Source organism: Corynebacterium argentoratense DSM 44202, from assembly GCF_000590555.1.
GTDB lineage: Bacteria > Actinomycetota > Actinomycetes > Mycobacteriales > Mycobacteriaceae > Corynebacterium > Corynebacterium argentoratense.
Genome location: NC_022198.1, coordinates 983259 through 998086 on the forward strand (window position 1 = coordinate 983259; position 14828 = coordinate 998086).

The following is a 14828-nucleotide window of genomic DNA, read 5'->3' on the forward strand; positions in this document are numbered from 1 at the left end:
TTAGCCTGCCGACAGCACGCCGGTAGCGAGCAGGCCCATCACCAGCAGCCCCACGGGGATGCGGTAGGCCGCGAACCAACTGAAGGAATTGTTGGACACAAACTTCAACAACCACGCAATCGAGGCGTAGCCCAACACGAAAGCGATGAGCACACCCACCAACAATTGCGACCCCGTCGCCGCCTGACCAGCCTCAGGTGCGAAGGCATCCTTCAAACTAAACAGTCCGGACGCCAACACCGCAGGGATCGCCAGAAGGAAGGAAAAACGGGCCGCAGCCTCGCGCGACAAGCCCACAAACATGCCCGCCGAAATAGTGCCGCCTGAGCGAGACACACCCGGGATCAGAGCCAAGCACTGGGCCAAGCCCATGATGATCGCGTCTTTCATAGTGAGGTCTTTTTCTTCGCGCTGTTTCCTGCCCAGCTTTTCCGCAGCGATAAAAATGAAAGAAAAAGCGATGAGCACAGCGGCGGTGATCCACAGGTTTCTCAACGCCTCCCGGATGTAATCCTTGCCGAGGAAGCCAATAATCGACACCGGCAGGGTACCGACGATGACCATCCACCCCATCCGATAGTCCAAGCCCTTTTGTCCCGTGCGAAACTCCTTGTTGGCCAGTCCCTTGAACCAGCCTGTCAGGATGCGCCAGATGTCTTTCCAAAAGTAGACCAGCACAGCCGCTTCCGTCCCAAGCTGGATCACGGCAGTAAAGGATGCGCCGGCGTCGCGTCCCCACAATAGTTCCGACACGATACGCAAGTGCCCGCTGGAGCTAATCGGTAGGAACTCGGTCAAGCCCTGGACGATCGACAAAATAATGGTCTGTGCCCACGTGACGCCGTCACTGCTGTGGGCGGCGTCTGCGGCAGCAAGGACGCTGGTTACGCTTTCATTCACGCCAAGCCACGCTACCAGCCTGAGGGCGTGCGGGCGGTTAGGTGAGGGACATTGTTCGCTATTGTTGAGCCCTATGAGACAGCGCTTGGTTGGCAACAGTGGTTTGCGTGTGTCACGTATGGGTTTAGGCACGCGCGGTTGGGGTGCTGACGTCGCGGAGGAAGAGGCCCGCAGGATTCTTGCGGAATTCTTGGGTGCCGGTGGATCCGTAGTGGAGACTTCCCCCGCCTATGAGCAAGGACGTTCGGAGGCCATGCTGGGGGCACTGGTGCGTGAATTACCTACGTCTGTCCAAGACACCGTGATTATTTCGACTGCGGCGGGTGTGAACCCGCATCAGCCTTTGGGGCGCCGGGTGGATTGTTCTCGGCGCACGCTGTTGGCCGACTTGGATAGAACGCTGCGGGCGCTGGGGCGCGAATACATCGACATTTGGAATGTTGGATTTTGGGACGCAAAAACCCCTGCAACGGAAGTCGTTGACACTGTTGAGTATGCGGTGCGCAGCGGCAAGGTTCGTTACGCCGGTGTGCGTGGGTATAGCGGGTGGCAGTTGGGGCTCACGGCCGGTATTAGTGCGGCGCGCGGATCGGGTGGGTCGGCACTGATCGTCGCGCAGGCTGAATATAACCTGCTTGTGCGGCGGCCGGAAGAAGAATTGTTGCCTGCGGTACGCCACATGGAGATGGGCTTTTTTGCTGCCGCTCCCCTAGCTCAAGGCGTGTTGACCGGTAAGTACCGGTCGGGCATTCCCCACGGGGCACGTGCTGAAGATGCCCACCGCGGCGCCGAGGTCCAACTGTATTTCGAGGAGCGCAACGATGCCATCGTTGATGCGCTGACTACAGCTGCCTCCGGTTTGGGGTACCCGCCCAGCGTGTTGGCCACCGCGTGGGTGCGCGACCGGCCCGGCGTGACCAGCGCGATTGTGGGGCCCAAGACGGTAGAGCAAATGCGCGAATACATCGCATCGGAAGACATCCGCGTGCCACAGGCCATCAGCGAAGCCTTCGATGACATCACGTTGTAAAGTTAGCCCCATGCATACACGCAGGCTTCCCCGCGCTTTTTCCTCCTTCCGATTGCATCCCACCGCACTTTCTTTGGCTTCTGTTGCCTTGACCAGCGTGTCGTTGGTCGCGTGCACCCAGATGCCCGGTGGTTTGGAGGAACCCGGCGAGCTCGGACACGCCACACCCGTGGCTAACCCATCGGATAGCACTCCGGCCGGTGAGGTAGTCGACGGTGCCCTATCCGGCATGAACATTCTTGATGACGTCGCGGTGCTGCGGGCTGGAGGTGACGCGGCGTCAACAGTGCTGACTGTCCTCCCCACAACCGAGTTGGCGAGCGGCGGCGCGCTGGGCAGCGACAGTCCGCAGGCCAAAGAGATCACTATCGATGCGCACTGTGGCGAGCCCAGCGTGGGCTACACCCCGGCGGGAGGCAGTAATGACGAAAACGGCGGCGCGAAGGCTTCGACCCTGGTGATCGCCTGCGACGACGGTATTCACCTGATCGATGCCGCAGCCGGGACCGACACCCGCCTTGACACCGGTGATAAGACCTACACCACCGCTGCGCTGACCACCGATGGGGTGCTGGCTGCCGGAAACAACCAGTCCCTCGAGGTCGATGTGTACCGCGACTTCACCGCTGATCGTGGCGGGGAGCTTGGGCAAGCAAGCACCTTTAAAATTGACCGGGCGCCCGACCAACTCGTGGCTACCAGCAGCTATCCGGGAAATATTGCGGCGATCAACCGCTCCGAAACAGCCATCCAGCAGCTCAACCTTGAGAAAGACACCCGCGGCGCAGCACTGCGCGTGGGCACCGGAGTAGGACAGGCCGTCGGCGCGACCGGAGTTGCCCGCGACGTCATTTTCGCAACAGACACCGAAGGCGACCACCTCAACGTGTACACCATGAGCCCCATCGTTATGCTGCACCAAGTAGCCCCCGTAGACGACAGCCCCTACGCGCTGGCATGGGACACCAAGAGGCAGCTCGTGTGGGTTGCATCCACCGGCACCAACGCTGTTCAGGGCTTCGACATCAGCTCAGGTGTACCGGAGGAAGTAGCGCGGCTTGATTCCATCTCTGATGTCGCACAGCTCGGTGTTGACACCCAAGGAAACCTCTTTGCAGCCAGCGCAACACAGCTGCAGAAGATCAGCGCACAAGCCGTCGATGCAGCGAAGAAGTCCTAACAGCCTAGTAGAACCCATCCGAAAGTCGACCATTATGGCACACCCCATCCGCACCAAGGCCTACTCGCTCGCACTCAAGGCGATGTTCCAACTCAAGCCCGAACGCATCCACGTGCTGATGAACGACGGGCTGTCCGCCCTCCACTGGGCAACGCCGGTCAACCGCATCCTCAACAAAATGCTTCCCGTGCACGACGAGCGCCTCGCACAGGAGGTGTTCGGAGTGCGCTTCCCGCGCCCGCTGGGCTTGGCGGCCGGTTTCGATAAAAACGCCTCTGCTGCGGATGTGTGGTCCCCCATCGGTTTCGGTTTCGCCGAGCTCGGAACCGTCACCGCATCGCCACAACCCGGCAACCCCACCCCCCGGCTATTCCGACTACCCGAAGACAAAGCGATCCTGAACCGCATGGGCTTCAACAACAAGGGGGCCGCTGCCGCAGCCGACAATCTGCGACGGCGACAGTCCAACGACGTCATCGGAATCAACATCGGCAAGACCAAGGTAGTGCCCCCGGAGGGCGCTGTTGACGATTACCGCCGCAGTGCCACGCTACTGGGCAACCTTGCTGATTACTTGGTGGTCAACGTCTCCTCCCCCAACACGCCGGGTTTGCGTGATCTGCAGGCAGTGGAGTCCCTCCGGCCGATTCTCCAAGCCGTGCAGGAAGCTACCAACGTCCCCGTGCTTGTGAAGATTGCCCCGGACTTGAGCGATGAAGACGTCGACGCTGTGGCAGATCTCGCTGTCGAATTGGGACTGGCGGGCATTGTCGCAACCAACACCACCATTTCCCGCGAAGGACTCAACACCCCGGCCGACCAGGTAGAAGCCATGGGGGCTGGTGGAATCTCCGGTCCGCCCGTTGCTGCCCGCGCGCTCGAGGTGCTCAAGCGGCTCCACACCCGTGTTGGGGACAAACTCGTGTTAATCGGAGTCGGCGGAATCGACACTCCGCAGGCTGCATGGGAGCGCATCGCCGCCGGAGCCACCCTTTTGCAGGGCTACACCCCGTTCATCTATGGCGGCCCCGATTGGATTCGGGACATTCACCTCGGTCTGCTTACGCAGCTCGATGCCCACGGTTTCGATTCGATTTCTGACGCCGTCGGCTGCGGCCTCGACTGGGTGGACTAATACGCACCGGGGCGGGTACGGCAAACATTGCTCGCTTCTCTGTTCTCTACACCCTGGGTCTTCTTGCCTCCAGCATCGACCTGACCGTCACCGTCCGCAATGGGCATTCCCTCACGGGAACCAGTTTCGGTGGAGGTGGAACATCTGCCTACGCACTTATGGGCTGCGGCATTTTGTTCGCAGCAAAGTTCGGGATGAGGCTCATCGCCGTTTACGGGCCACGCCGCATGTTCACCATCGCAGGGTTACTGGCGGCTGGACTGTGTCAGCTGCGGGATGATCGTTGGCTCGCTGGTCTAGTCCTGCGGGATGACAGAGCGGCGCAGCCACAATCCCGCCAACAGAGCAATGCCCGCGTACATGATGATCCAGTACTGATCCATCACCATCAGCACTGGGCTTTGAAGCAGACGTGACAACAACACCATGACCACGGCAAGGCCCAAAGCGATGACGCGGCTGCGGGATGCCGCATCGCCCGAACGGACACCACCGAAAGCTCCCAGCAGCAGCGCAGCGACGACGATCAGCACAAAACCCGGTGTGATCACCAAAGGGGCCATCCAGCCTTGGGTGAAAATCTGGACGAACAACAGCAGCAACAACATGACTGCAAGGGTGATGAACGCCCCGCCGATGCGCAGCGTCATGGGAACGTTGGCACTGCTGCCGTTAGAGGGGACATGCTGTTGCTGCGGGTGGTCTGCGGAGTGGCGGCGCTGTGACATATCGCCCTAGTGTAGCGCGCGACACACAAGCATCAGTAGTTGGTCCTGTCGCGCGTCTCGGAGTCAGGTGCTAGTCGTTTTCGTACCAACCCCACGCGATGCTACGAGCGAGCGTGTGGAAATAGAGGTTGAAGCCCAGCACGGTCGGTGTTGCGTCGGGGTCAATATCGAGGGTTTCAACGTCCACGGCGTGCACAGCGAAAAGGTAGCGGTGCGGGCCGTGCCCGGAGGGTGGCATGGGGCCGAAGTACTGACGCAAACCAGAGTCACCCTTGAGTGTCACAATGTGCTCAGCGCCATCAACTGAGCTGATCCGCTCGAGTGCAGCGGTGGAGCCTGCTCCCGTGGGCAGTTCGTTGACCTCTACCGGGATGTTGAATACTGCCCAGTGCCAGTATCCGGAGCCGGTCGGCGCGTCGGGGTCGAGGCAGGTTATGGCGATGGACTTGGTTCCCTCGGGGAGGTTCGACCAGCTCAACTGTGGGGAGAGGCCGGGGTTATCTTCAGTGGCGACGATCCCGGGGCCAAACTTGTCACCGTTGTTGAAATCGGTGGAGCTCAAGGGGAATGTGGGGTGGTCGCCAAGCGCTGCGTAAGGATCAGGGCCCGGGAAGCGCGGGTCGACGTAATCAGGACGATCAGAGTTAGTAGACATACATCCCATTGTGCATGAAAACGTGGCCTACGGCACGTGTTTTGATCATTCCTCCTCCTTAGTACCGCTCCACCGCCTGAAGAGATCAGCGTAAGCGCCACCTGCCGCAACAAGATCATCGTGGGTGCCGTCTTCGATGATCTGGCCGTGATCCATCACCACAACACGATCCGCAGCCATCGCCTGATCCAAACGGTGAGCAACAACCAGTGTCGTCCGTCCCTTGGCTGTTCGAATAGCGGCTTGCTCCAGTGCCCGGCCGGATTGGCTCCCGGCTTCCGAGGTGGCCTCGTCCATGATCAGAACCGGGGCGTCGCGCACAATGATGCGCGCGAGCGCGATCTGCTGGGCGATCTCGGGCGGAAGATCATCGTTTCCGGCGCCGATGGCCGTGTCGAGCCCTTGAGGCAACCACCGCACCCAGCTTTCGCTGCGCGGGGACAAGCCCACCTCTGCCAACACATCAAGCAGCTGCTCATCGCTAGCTTGCGGGGCGGCGACCTTGAGGTCATTTCTCAGGCTGCCGGAAAACAGGTGCACCTCTTGGCTAATCAGGCTGACGTTTCTCGCTAGCCAAGAATTGTTGACGTCGCGGGTCACCACGTTGCCGATACGGATCGTGCCGGCGGTTGGGTAATGAAGGCCGGCAATGAGTCCCGCCACTGTCGATTTACCGGCGCCGGATGCGCCCACCAACGCCGTCGTAGTTCCGGGTTCTAAGGCGATCGAGAGGTTGTTCAAGATTGCCGCGCCTCCCGGATACGCAAATGTCACGTCATCAAGGCGAACCGGTACCGGACGAACAAGTTCCGGTCCGTCCGGCAAACGTCGTGAGTCGGAGCCCAAGAGAGCTAGGGCGACTGCACGGCCCAATGACGTCGCCGCGCGTTGGATGTCGCCGGCGAAAAAGAGCACGTTAAACACGACCATTTCCAGGCGGAGCACCAGCACCATGGCGGCGGAGGCCGCACCCGCTGAAATAGTCGATTGGCTCACCAGGACTACAGCCACAGCCATTGTGCTTAAGGCCAGCACACCATAGACGATGCTCCCCCATCGCAGCAGTCGAATCATCTGCGGAATAAAATCCGCCTGCGCCTGTACAGTAGCCCACGATTGACGGCGGAAACGCCCAATGGCCCACGGGCCGATCCGCAAAGCTTTAATAGTCGGCAACCCACGAATAGTGTCCAGAAGAATTTGGTTGCGGCGCGCCTCCGCACTCGACAACAGATTCGCAGCCACCGGAATATCGCGTGCGGCCACCCGAACCATCGGAACCAAAAGAGCCCCGATAATTAAAAAGACCACGATGAACCATGGTGACAATGCCAGCATCGACGCCGCCGTGAAAGGAACGAGCAAAAGCGACGTCAACAAGCGAACACCAATAGAATTAACAACACGAACAAAGGCATCAATATCGCTGGTCAGGCGGGTAAGAACATTGCCGGTGCCGAGCTCCATCACCTCTGGAATAGGCGCGCGCAACGTAGCCTCCACGCCTGCGGCACGCAGATCCACGCCCACCAACTTCGAACGAGCACTCAACAAGTACTCGCCCACCGTGTTGAACGCTTGCTCACCGACCAGAGCAAGGGACATCACAGCTGCCAAGGACCAGAAACGAGCGGTGTCACCAGTAGCCAATGCGGTGACCGTGAAACCCGTGAGCGTTGACGAACCCACAATGCACACCGTCTTGGTGCAAAACACAGCCCAGAAACCCAGCCACCACCCGCGATGCGGCCACCGAGGGCACTGCCTAACAACCGAGAAGCTTGTGCGCATGGACGCAGGGGCCAAAGCATCCGCGAGGCGATGCTCCGCAGTTGCTGCTTGGGTACTCATCAGAACTCCTCCACGTTATCGGCGCACACTTCCCACGGCCGAGAGGAAGTAATCACGATCGTCGTCTTGTTCCGACGCAGCAACGCCGTAGCGCTAGCCACCCGATCCAGTGTGACAGCATCAAGACCCGTAGTTGGCTCATCCAACACCAAGACCTCCGGGCTGCCCGCCAAGGCCCTAGCTAGTGCCACGCGCTGGCGTTGGCCACCAGACAGATTCAACCCTGCCTCACCGATCGGCCCGTCCGGCAGACGACCATCCGGCTGCCTACCGCCCAGTCGCACAATGATGTCTTCACAGCAGGCCACATCCAACGCGGCGTCAATAGCGCAAGCAGTCAGTCCCCTGCCCGCATCGATGTTGTCGAACAGTGAACCTTCAAACACACCAGGCGCATGGGGCGAATAGATAGCGTCAACCGAGCTATCGGCGATCGCTTGCGCATACTGTTGGGCAGCAAGCAAGCCATCCGCAGAACGCGGCGACAATACCGTCAGCCCCCGAGCAAGCTCAGTTGCATGAGCGTCGGACACGCCCTCGCGCATGGAAGGCTCGGCGCCAAATTCCGGCGGGTGATCAATCGCATGCTCCAATTCACGAACTCGCTGCGTCGCGGCCGCACCACGGGACCACACGAAAATCAAATAGCCATACGAACGCCCCAAAATGGTCATAGCCGGGCGAGCCAACAAAGTGATCGTGACAAAATCACCAACGCTCATGGCGTCCTGAAGGACCAGCCAACCCGAGTAGCCAAACACCGCGGCGCCCACAGCAGCGGGAAGGGTCTGCCGCCACAACGACATCCACGCATTAATCCGCGCTTCTTTGAGCAAAGCAGAATCAACCTCGGCAGTCGTACGCTGAAAACGCCCAAGGCTTTCATCCACCGCCCCCAGGCCCTTGACCACCCGAGAGCCCTGGGCAAGATCAGTAGCCAACGACGCCGAGGCCGTCTCCGCCTCTCGGCGCTGGGTTGCCGCATGTGTCAGCGGCGTCGCAGTCAGACGCGCAGCCACCGTCGTCGCCAATGCACCAGCAACAACGACACCACCGACCGCCGGTGAAATCGGAAAAATAATCGCGACCGTCGTGCCCAAGTAAAACAACATGCCAGCCGGGAAGCCGAAGACTTCCTTAATCTCGCCGACAGCGTTTGTGTCCTCATCGGTCGTATTCAACACATCGCCCGGCTTAAGATGCCGCGTATCCCCACCGATGAGTGCCTTGGTTAGTGATAGTCGCAAATCATGAACGGTCCGCGCCCGAGAGATTCCCTCTAGGCCGTCGAACACCAACTCGGCGACATAAGCAACAGCAATGAGCGCCAGGAACACAGCCATCGGCGGTGCAGCTGCCCACAGTGCATCCATAACGCCCTGCCAACCACTGCCGATGCCCTGGTCGTATCGGCCGAACACTGCGTCCGTGGCATGGCCGATAATGGCTGACTGCACCGCGTTGGAGGCGTTGATAACACCCTGCAAGATCACGATCGCCAGGACGATTTTCGGATAGGTCAGCAACATCGCACGTGTTGACGTCGCGCGCAGTGGACGGTCTTCAGGTGGTTCGGGTGGGGCGAACCAAGCCCAGAGTGGTGAACGGCGTAAACGTGCGGGAGCGGACATGCGCCCATCATATACGTCGCCAAGCGCACGCCCGAAGATCCTAGGCGCTCCGTGCACGCGCAAATAGATCTTTGAGCTGGGAATTTGTGTAGGTTAGCGGCGCAGGTCTATAGTTTAACGAGTGCCGAGGCCGTAAGGTCTCAAACACCCGGCCCGGGTGGCGGAATGGCAGACGCGCTAGCTTGAGGTGCTAGTGTCCTACTAATGGACGTGGGGGTTCAAGTCCCCCCTCGGGCACAAATTATGAGGCCTTGCTTAACAGCAAGGCCTCATTTTTTCTGCGACAACCCAGTTCTTCGCGGCCGCGATAGCGGCCGCTTGCAGCTTCCACCTAAGACGAAGTGTCTACCCCGTCAAAGGCATTGAGTACACGCTCGGCGCCCAAGGTCGGGGTGATCTGCCCGTCGCGCAGCTGGGATTCCACCAAAGCACGGACGGTCTTGACGTCCTCATTAGTGTTGAGCCGCTGAAGCAAGGTCTCGTGCACCATCGACCACATCCAACCCACCTGCTGTTCGCGGCGATTATGGTCGAAACGTCCAGATTCAAGCATCGCCTCATGATGCTCAAGCACAGTATCCCAGAACCTGTCCACGCCTTCGTGCTCGAGCGCAGACATCGTCATAGTCGGCGGATGCCAGAGGGAATCTTCGCTGCGCACCATACGCATCGCGGCAGCAAGCTCGCGGGCAGCACGCTTGGCATTCTTCAGATTAGGGCCATCGGCCTTATTGATGGCGACAAGATCAGCCATCTCCAGCACACCCTTTTTAATGCCCTGCAACTGGTCACCCGCGCCCGCCAATGCCAGGAAGGTGAAGCAGTCGACCATGTTAGACACGGCGACCTCGGACTGGCCCACACCAACCGTTTCCACCAAAATAGTGTCGAAACCGGCGGCCTCAAACACCACCATAGATTCGCGGGTAGCTTTGGCCACGCCACCGAGAGTGCCCGCTGAGGGTGAGGGACGAATAAACGCGTTGTCCTCAGCGGAAAGCTTCGCCATGCGGGTTTTATCACCCAGGATCGATCCCCTGGTTTTGGTCGACGAGGGGTCAATCGCCAGCACAGCAACGCGGTGGCCCTCCCCTATCAACTTCATCCCTAGAGCTTCGATAAAGGTAGATTTTCCGACACCGGGTACGCCAGTGATACCGACTCGCAAGGCCTTGCCGGAGAAAGGCAGAAGACGAACGAGTAGTTCCTGCGCTAGGACACGGTGAGCGGCCGCTGAAGACTCCAAGAGCGTAACCGCACGGGAGATAATAGTGCGGTTGCCCGCGCGGACACCGTCGAAGAGTTCGTCGACGTCAATCCTGCGACGCGCCCTTTTGACGATCTCTGGTGCGACTGCGGTGGCAGCACCCAGATCGGTGCCCGCGGTGGTCATGAGTGAACCGAGATGGTGTTCGAGAAACTCGTTGTGTTCCAACATGGCTTACAACACTCCTTAACTTCAACTGCCCGCAGGCTGCACAGTGGCGACCTGCGGGCAGAAGCGGGGGCCTTTTAGGCCTCCTCTACATCCAACTCCAGGCCGAGGCTGGCCGCGAGCTTGGTGATCATATCGATTGCGGAATCCGCGATGACCGTTCCGGGCGGGTAGATGGCGGCAGCGCCGTCATCGTAGAGCTCCTGGAAGTCACCCGGGGGAATCACGCCACCAACAACAATCATGATGTCTTCGCGTCCGAGCTTTGCGAGCTCTTCCTTTAGCGCGGGCACCAGGGTGAGGTGGCCAGCGGCGAGGGAAGATACACCCACAACGTGCACGTCGGCATCGACTGCTGCGCGGGCTGCTTCAGCAGGGGTCTGGAACAGCGGTCCGACGTCGACGTCCATGCCGAGGTCGGCGTAGGCGGAAGCGACAACCTTCTGGCCGCGGTCGTGGCCGTCCTGGCCCATCTTTGCGATGAAGATACGTGGGCGGCGACCCTCTTCAGCTTCGAAGGCGTCGGCCATTGCGATGGCTTTAGCAACGTTAGACACGGTGCCCTCCTTAGCAACTTCCTCCTTGTAGACGCCGGACAGAGTGCGGATCTCAGCCTCGTGACGGCCGAAGACCTTCTCCAAAGCGAAGGAGATCTCGCCGACGGTGGCCTTCGCACGTGCAGCGTCAACTGCTAGCTTGAGCAGGTTGGTATTGAGGTCGCCGGGCTCGCGGGTCTCCAAGCGTGCGGCTGCCTCAAGGGCATCCAGGGCGGCCTGGCAAGCTTCTTCGTCGCGTTCTGCGCGGAGGCGTTCCAGCTTATCGAGCTGTTCGGCGCGCACCTTGGTGTTATCGACCTTGAGAACTTCGATCTGCTCGTCTTCGTCAACGATGTACTTGTTGACGCCGATCAACGCCTGGCGGCCAGAATCGATGCGCGCTTGGGTGCGTGCAGCGGACTCTTCGATACGCAGCTTCGGGATGCCCTTGATCGTCGCCTCAGCCATACCGCCGGCGGCCTCGACCTCTTCGATGTGCTTACGTGCACGGTTGGCGAGCTCGTTGGTCAGCCACTCGATGTAATAGGAACCGGCCCACGGGTCGACGGGGCGCACGGTGCCGGATTCCTGCTGCAGCAGCAGCTGGGTGTTACGAGCAATACGCGCGGAGAAGTCGGTGGGCAGAGCCAGCGCCTCGTCGAGGGCGTTGGTGTGCAGCGACTGGGTGTGGCCCTGGGTTGCTGCCATGGCCTCGATGCAGGTACGAGGAACATTGTTGAAGACGTCCTGGGCGGTCAGCGACCAACCGGAGGTCTGAGAGTGGGTACGCAGCGACTGCGACTTGGGGTTCTTGTTGTCGAACTTGGCGACGAGCTCGCTCCACAGCAGACGGCCGGCGCGTAGCTTAGCGATCTCCATGAAGGTGTACATGGAGATGCCCCAGAAGAAGGACAAACGCGGTGCGAATTTGTCGACATCCAGGCCTACGTCTTTACCCGCGCGGATGTATTCCACACCGTCGGCCAGTGTGTACGCCAGCTCGAGGTCAGCGGTCGCACCGGCTTCCTGGATGTGGTAGCCAGAAATTGAAATCGAGTTGAATCGGGGCATCATCATCGAGGTGTACTCGAAGATGTTGGAGATGATCCGCATCGAGGGGTTTGGGGGGTAGATGTAGGTGTTGCGGACCATGAACTCCTTCAGAATGTCATTCTGAATGGTGCCCGCGAGGCGGTCAGGGGTGACACCCTGCTCTTCGGCGGTAACAATGTAGAGCGCCAGGACAGGTAGCACCGCGCCGTTCATCGTCATCGACACGGACACGCTGCCCAGGTCGATGCCCTCGAAGAGCTGGCGCATGTCCAGGATGGAGTCAATGGCCACACCGGCCATACCGACGTCGCCGACGACGCGCTCGTTGTCGGAGTCGTAGCCGCGGTGGGTTGCCAGGTCGAAGGCGACCGACAGACCCTTCTGGCCGGCGGCCAGGTTACGACGGTAGAACGCGTTGGATTCGGCAGCTGTGGAGAAACCTGCGTACTGGCGAATAGTCCACGGCTGGTTGGTGTACATCGTGGGGTACGGGCCACGCATGAACGGTGCCATGCCCGGGAATGAATCCAGCGGGTGTGCGGGACGCTCGTCGGTTTCTTCCAGCGTCGCGTTGCGGTCTGCACGGTCGAAGACGCGTTTGACGTCGATACCCTCAGGTGTCGACCAGACCTCCTGCCCCTCGTAGGGGTGTGCGCCGGCAGCAGCTTGTGCTGCAGCCTCGTCGACGCGCGGAGTTGAACTGAAATTAGGAATGGTGCTCATTTTAGGCTCCCAACTTATCCAGCAGCTCCGACAAGGTTGCCGCTGCGTCGATCTTCATGTTCAGGTAGCCGTCCGGAGCGACCTCGGCGCCTTCAAAGGAAGCGGGTGCGCCTGCTAGCAGCACCGTGGATACCCCTGCTTCGCGGAGTGCCTTGACAGCCTCTACACCGGATTCGGCGTACTCCGGGTCGGTACCACAGATAACGGCGATGTCTGCAGCGCGTGCAGCAGCTGCAAACTCCTCGGTACCGGGAACGACCTGGCCGGGGTTGAGCGCCTCGATGCCGCCGGAAGCCAACAGGTTGGTGCTAAAACCAGTGCGCACGTTGTGCTTAGACAGGGGGCCGAGCGGAATGAGGCCAACTTGGGGGCGCTGACCGTTAGCTTCGAAGAAGGCATCGGAACGGTTGCGCATCTCGGCGAAGTCCACCGCCCAGCGGCGAACGCCCTTGGGCTCTACGCGGCGGGAAGCATCCAGGGGCTTCTCGCCAAGGTTCGGGAACTCATTGATGCCGGTGATCTGCTTACGGCGGTGAGCAACATCGGCACGCAGGCGCTCGAAGGAAGCATCAAGGGCTTCTGCAACTGCGCCCGAGGCGGTGTTGGTGATAAAGCCCTCATTGGCTTCCACGCCAGTGAAGACCTCCCAGGCCTTGTCAGCCAATTCGTCAGTCAGGGCTTCAACGAAGTAGGAGCCACCGGCTGGGTCGACAACGAAACCGAGGTGGGATTCTTCCAACAACAACAGGTTGGTGTTGCGGGCGATGCGGTGCGCGAAGTTACGAGACGTACCTTCCAGGCCGCCCTTAACAGCCCAGTCGAAAGGCAAAACCTCAACATCGGTCGCACCACCCACGCCTGCGGCAAACGCGGCCACAGTACTACGCAGCATGTTGACCCACGGGTCGCGCTGGCTGAACATCAGCGGCGCGGTGACGGCGTGCTGAGGTGCAGAACCAGCCTCGGGAGCACCCACTACGGAAGCAACGCGAGCCCACAGTTCACGAGCAGCACGGAACTTTGCGATCTGCGCGAACTGGTCGTCGGTAGCCGCAAAGCGGAAAGTGATTTGCTCCAAAGCCTCGGCAGCGGACAAACCAGCCTCGGTCAGTGCACGCAGGTACTCGACACCGGCCGCCAGAGAGAAACCGACCTCTTGAGCATCGGTGGCGCCCTGGTTAGACAGCGAGACACCGTCGACGACAATGGCGCGAACCTTGCCGGGACGCTTGGAACAAGCCACAGCCAATTCCACAGCCTCATCCAAGCTCACAGTGTCGGTCTCATCGAAACCGGCGGTCAGCGGGCACGCACCAAGCTCGAGCACGCTGCCCTCAGCAACCCCCGCGGCGTCAACAAGCGAAAAGATCTGCTGAGCGGCGTCAGCGACCTTCGCTCCGGCCTTCAGACGGATCGGCGCCAGATCAAGGTAAACATCCTGCAGAACGGCAGGAAGATCGGCGGCCGAGAGCCCCTGGGTGAGATCAATAACGATGTTGGTGGTGCCATTGGCCAGAGCATGCAGCAGCTGCTTGTTGACCTCAGTGGGCGACACACCCGGAACGGAACCGAAGGTCTCGGTCACGCCCCAACCAATGCGGCTCGGGTCAGATACCTGCGCGCCACGGACAAACGGGAAGACGCCCGGCTCGGCGGCCTCCTGCAATTCATCCTGGCGGGTATACAGCGGATTGATGTCGATGCCGTCATAGGTTGTGCGGACAAGCTTCTTCCACACATCCAACGGGACATCTGCGACGTCCTTCTTCTGCACACGAGCGAACACACCCGCTACTGCCTTGTACCAAGCGTCGTACTTGGTGGACAGTTCGGGCAGCTCACTCGCGGCAGCAGACTGGTTGTCAGTCACGGTGGACTACTCCCCTCATGAGTATTCTCCAAAAATATAATCAGTAAATTGTGACGCGAACCCTCCGTGCGATAAGAAGGTCGAGTAGGCCACAACTCCTT

Annotated in this window: 11 protein-coding genes and 1 tRNA gene; 4 read left to right on the forward strand and 8 right to left on the reverse strand. The window is 60.3% G+C overall.

Features of this window, described 5'->3' with window-relative positions; all coding sequences use genetic code 11:
* The gene (locus CARG_RS04740) at window positions 1-900 is read right to left on the reverse strand and encodes an undecaprenyl-diphosphate phosphatase (protein ID WP_020976266.1); all 900 of its coding nucleotides are present in this window, start codon (window positions 898-900) and stop codon (window positions 1-3) included.
* A 73-nt stretch (window positions 901-973) separates the two neighbouring features.
* Here CARG_RS04740 and CARG_RS04745 point away from each other — a divergent pair, with 73 nt between their 5' ends.
* The 3 genes from CARG_RS04745 to CARG_RS04755 are packed head-to-tail and all read left to right on the forward strand — an operon-like array spanning window position 974 to window position 4245.
* Complete coding sequence (locus CARG_RS04745; protein ID WP_020976267.1) at window positions 974-1930, forward strand: aldo/keto reductase; 957 nt, start codon at window positions 974-976, stop codon at window positions 1928-1930.
* A gap of 10 nt (window positions 1931-1940) precedes the next feature.
* Entirely contained in the window at window positions 1941-3110 is a 1170-nt protein-coding gene (locus CARG_RS04750; RefSeq protein WP_020976268.1) for a YncE family protein, read from the forward strand.
* Window positions 3111-3144: 34 nt separating this feature from the next.
* The gene (locus tag CARG_RS04755) at window positions 3145-4245 is read left to right on the forward strand and encodes a quinone-dependent dihydroorotate dehydrogenase (protein WP_020976269.1); all 1101 of its coding nucleotides are present in this window, start codon (window positions 3145-3147) and stop codon (window positions 4243-4245) included.
* Window positions 4246-4541: 296 nt separating this feature from the next.
* On the opposite strand, the gene CARG_RS04760 is transcribed toward CARG_RS04755, so the two are convergent.
* From CARG_RS04760 to CARG_RS10240, 4 genes are all read right to left on the reverse strand, one after another.
* Complete coding sequence (locus CARG_RS04760; protein ID WP_020976270.1) at window positions 4542-4973, reverse strand: hypothetical protein; 432 nt, start codon at window positions 4971-4973, stop codon at window positions 4542-4544.
* Window positions 4974-5043: 70 nt separating this feature from the next.
* The gene (locus CARG_RS04765) at window positions 5044-5628 is read right to left on the reverse strand and encodes a YbhB/YbcL family Raf kinase inhibitor-like protein (RefSeq protein ID WP_020976271.1); all 585 of its coding nucleotides are present in this window, start codon (window positions 5626-5628) and stop codon (window positions 5044-5046) included.
* Between the two features lie 45 nt (window positions 5629-5673).
* Complete coding sequence (locus tag CARG_RS10595; protein WP_020976272.1) at window positions 5674-7479, reverse strand: ABC transporter ATP-binding protein; 1806 nt, start codon at window positions 7477-7479, stop codon at window positions 5674-5676.
* A complete protein-coding gene (locus CARG_RS10240; RefSeq protein WP_169733206.1) occupies window positions 7479-9110 on the reverse strand; it encodes an ABC transporter transmembrane domain-containing protein in 1632 nt (543 codons plus the stop codon). Before CARG_RS10240 ends, CARG_RS10595 begins: the two co-directional genes overlap by 1 nt.
* A 151-nt stretch (window positions 9111-9261) precedes the next feature.
* On the opposite strand from CARG_RS10240, the gene CARG_RS04780 reads away from it, so the two are divergent.
* Window positions 9262-9347: transfer RNA gene (locus tag CARG_RS04780), tRNA-Leu, on the forward strand.
* A gap of 94 nt (window positions 9348-9441) precedes the next feature.
* Here CARG_RS04780 and meaB read toward each other — a convergent pair.
* The 3 genes from meaB to CARG_RS04795 form a co-directional block, all read right to left on the reverse strand.
* On the reverse strand, window positions 9442-10548 hold the full coding sequence (meaB, locus tag CARG_RS04785) for a methylmalonyl Co-A mutase-associated GTPase MeaB (RefSeq protein ID WP_020976274.1): 1107 nt from the start codon (window positions 10546-10548) through the stop codon (window positions 9442-9444).
* A gap of 74 nt (window positions 10549-10622) precedes the next feature.
* Window positions 10623-12857 (reverse strand): methylmalonyl-CoA mutase, encoded by a 2235-nt coding sequence (scpA, locus tag CARG_RS04790; protein WP_020976275.1) that lies wholly within the window; start codon window positions 12855-12857, stop codon window positions 10623-10625.
* A gap of 1 nt (window position 12858) precedes the next feature.
* The gene (locus CARG_RS04795) at window positions 12859-14727 is read right to left on the reverse strand and encodes a methylmalonyl-CoA mutase family protein (protein ID WP_020976276.1); all 1869 of its coding nucleotides are present in this window, start codon (window positions 14725-14727) and stop codon (window positions 12859-12861) included.
* Window positions 14728-14828: the final 101 nt, after the last annotated feature.

What these genes read in the sequence shown, in the direction of transcription:
- CARG_RS04755 (WP_020976269.1), top strand. Translation starts at nt 3,145, where the DNA reads ATGGCACACCCCATCCGCACCAAGGCCTACTCGCTCGCACTCAAGGCG.
- scpA (WP_020976275.1), bottom strand. Translation starts at nt 12,857, where the DNA reads ATGAGCACCATTCCTAATTTCAGTTCAACTCCGCGCGTCGACGAGGCT.
- CARG_RS04750 (WP_020976268.1), top strand. Translation starts at nt 1,941, where the DNA reads ATGCATACACGCAGGCTTCCCCGCGCTTTTTCCTCCTTCCGATTGCAT.
- meaB (WP_020976274.1), bottom strand. Translation starts at nt 10,548, where the DNA reads ATGTTGGAACACAACGAGTTTCTCGAACACCATCTCGGTTCACTCATG.
- CARG_RS10595 (WP_020976272.1), bottom strand. Translation starts at nt 7,479, where the DNA reads ATGAGTACCCAAGCAGCAACTGCGGAGCATCGCCTCGCGGATGCTTTG.
- CARG_RS04745 (WP_020976267.1), top strand. Translation starts at nt 974, where the DNA reads ATGAGACAGCGCTTGGTTGGCAACAGTGGTTTGCGTGTGTCACGTATG.
- CARG_RS04760 (WP_020976270.1), bottom strand. Translation starts at nt 4,973, where the DNA reads ATGTCACAGCGCCGCCACTCCGCAGACCACCCGCAGCAACAGCATGTC.
- CARG_RS10240 (WP_169733206.1), bottom strand. Translation starts at nt 9,110, where the DNA reads ATGTCCGCTCCCGCACGTTTACGCCGTTCACCACTCTGGGCTTGGTTC.
- CARG_RS04765 (WP_020976271.1), bottom strand. Translation starts at nt 5,628, where the DNA reads ATGTCTACTAACTCTGATCGTCCTGATTACGTCGACCCGCGCTTCCCG.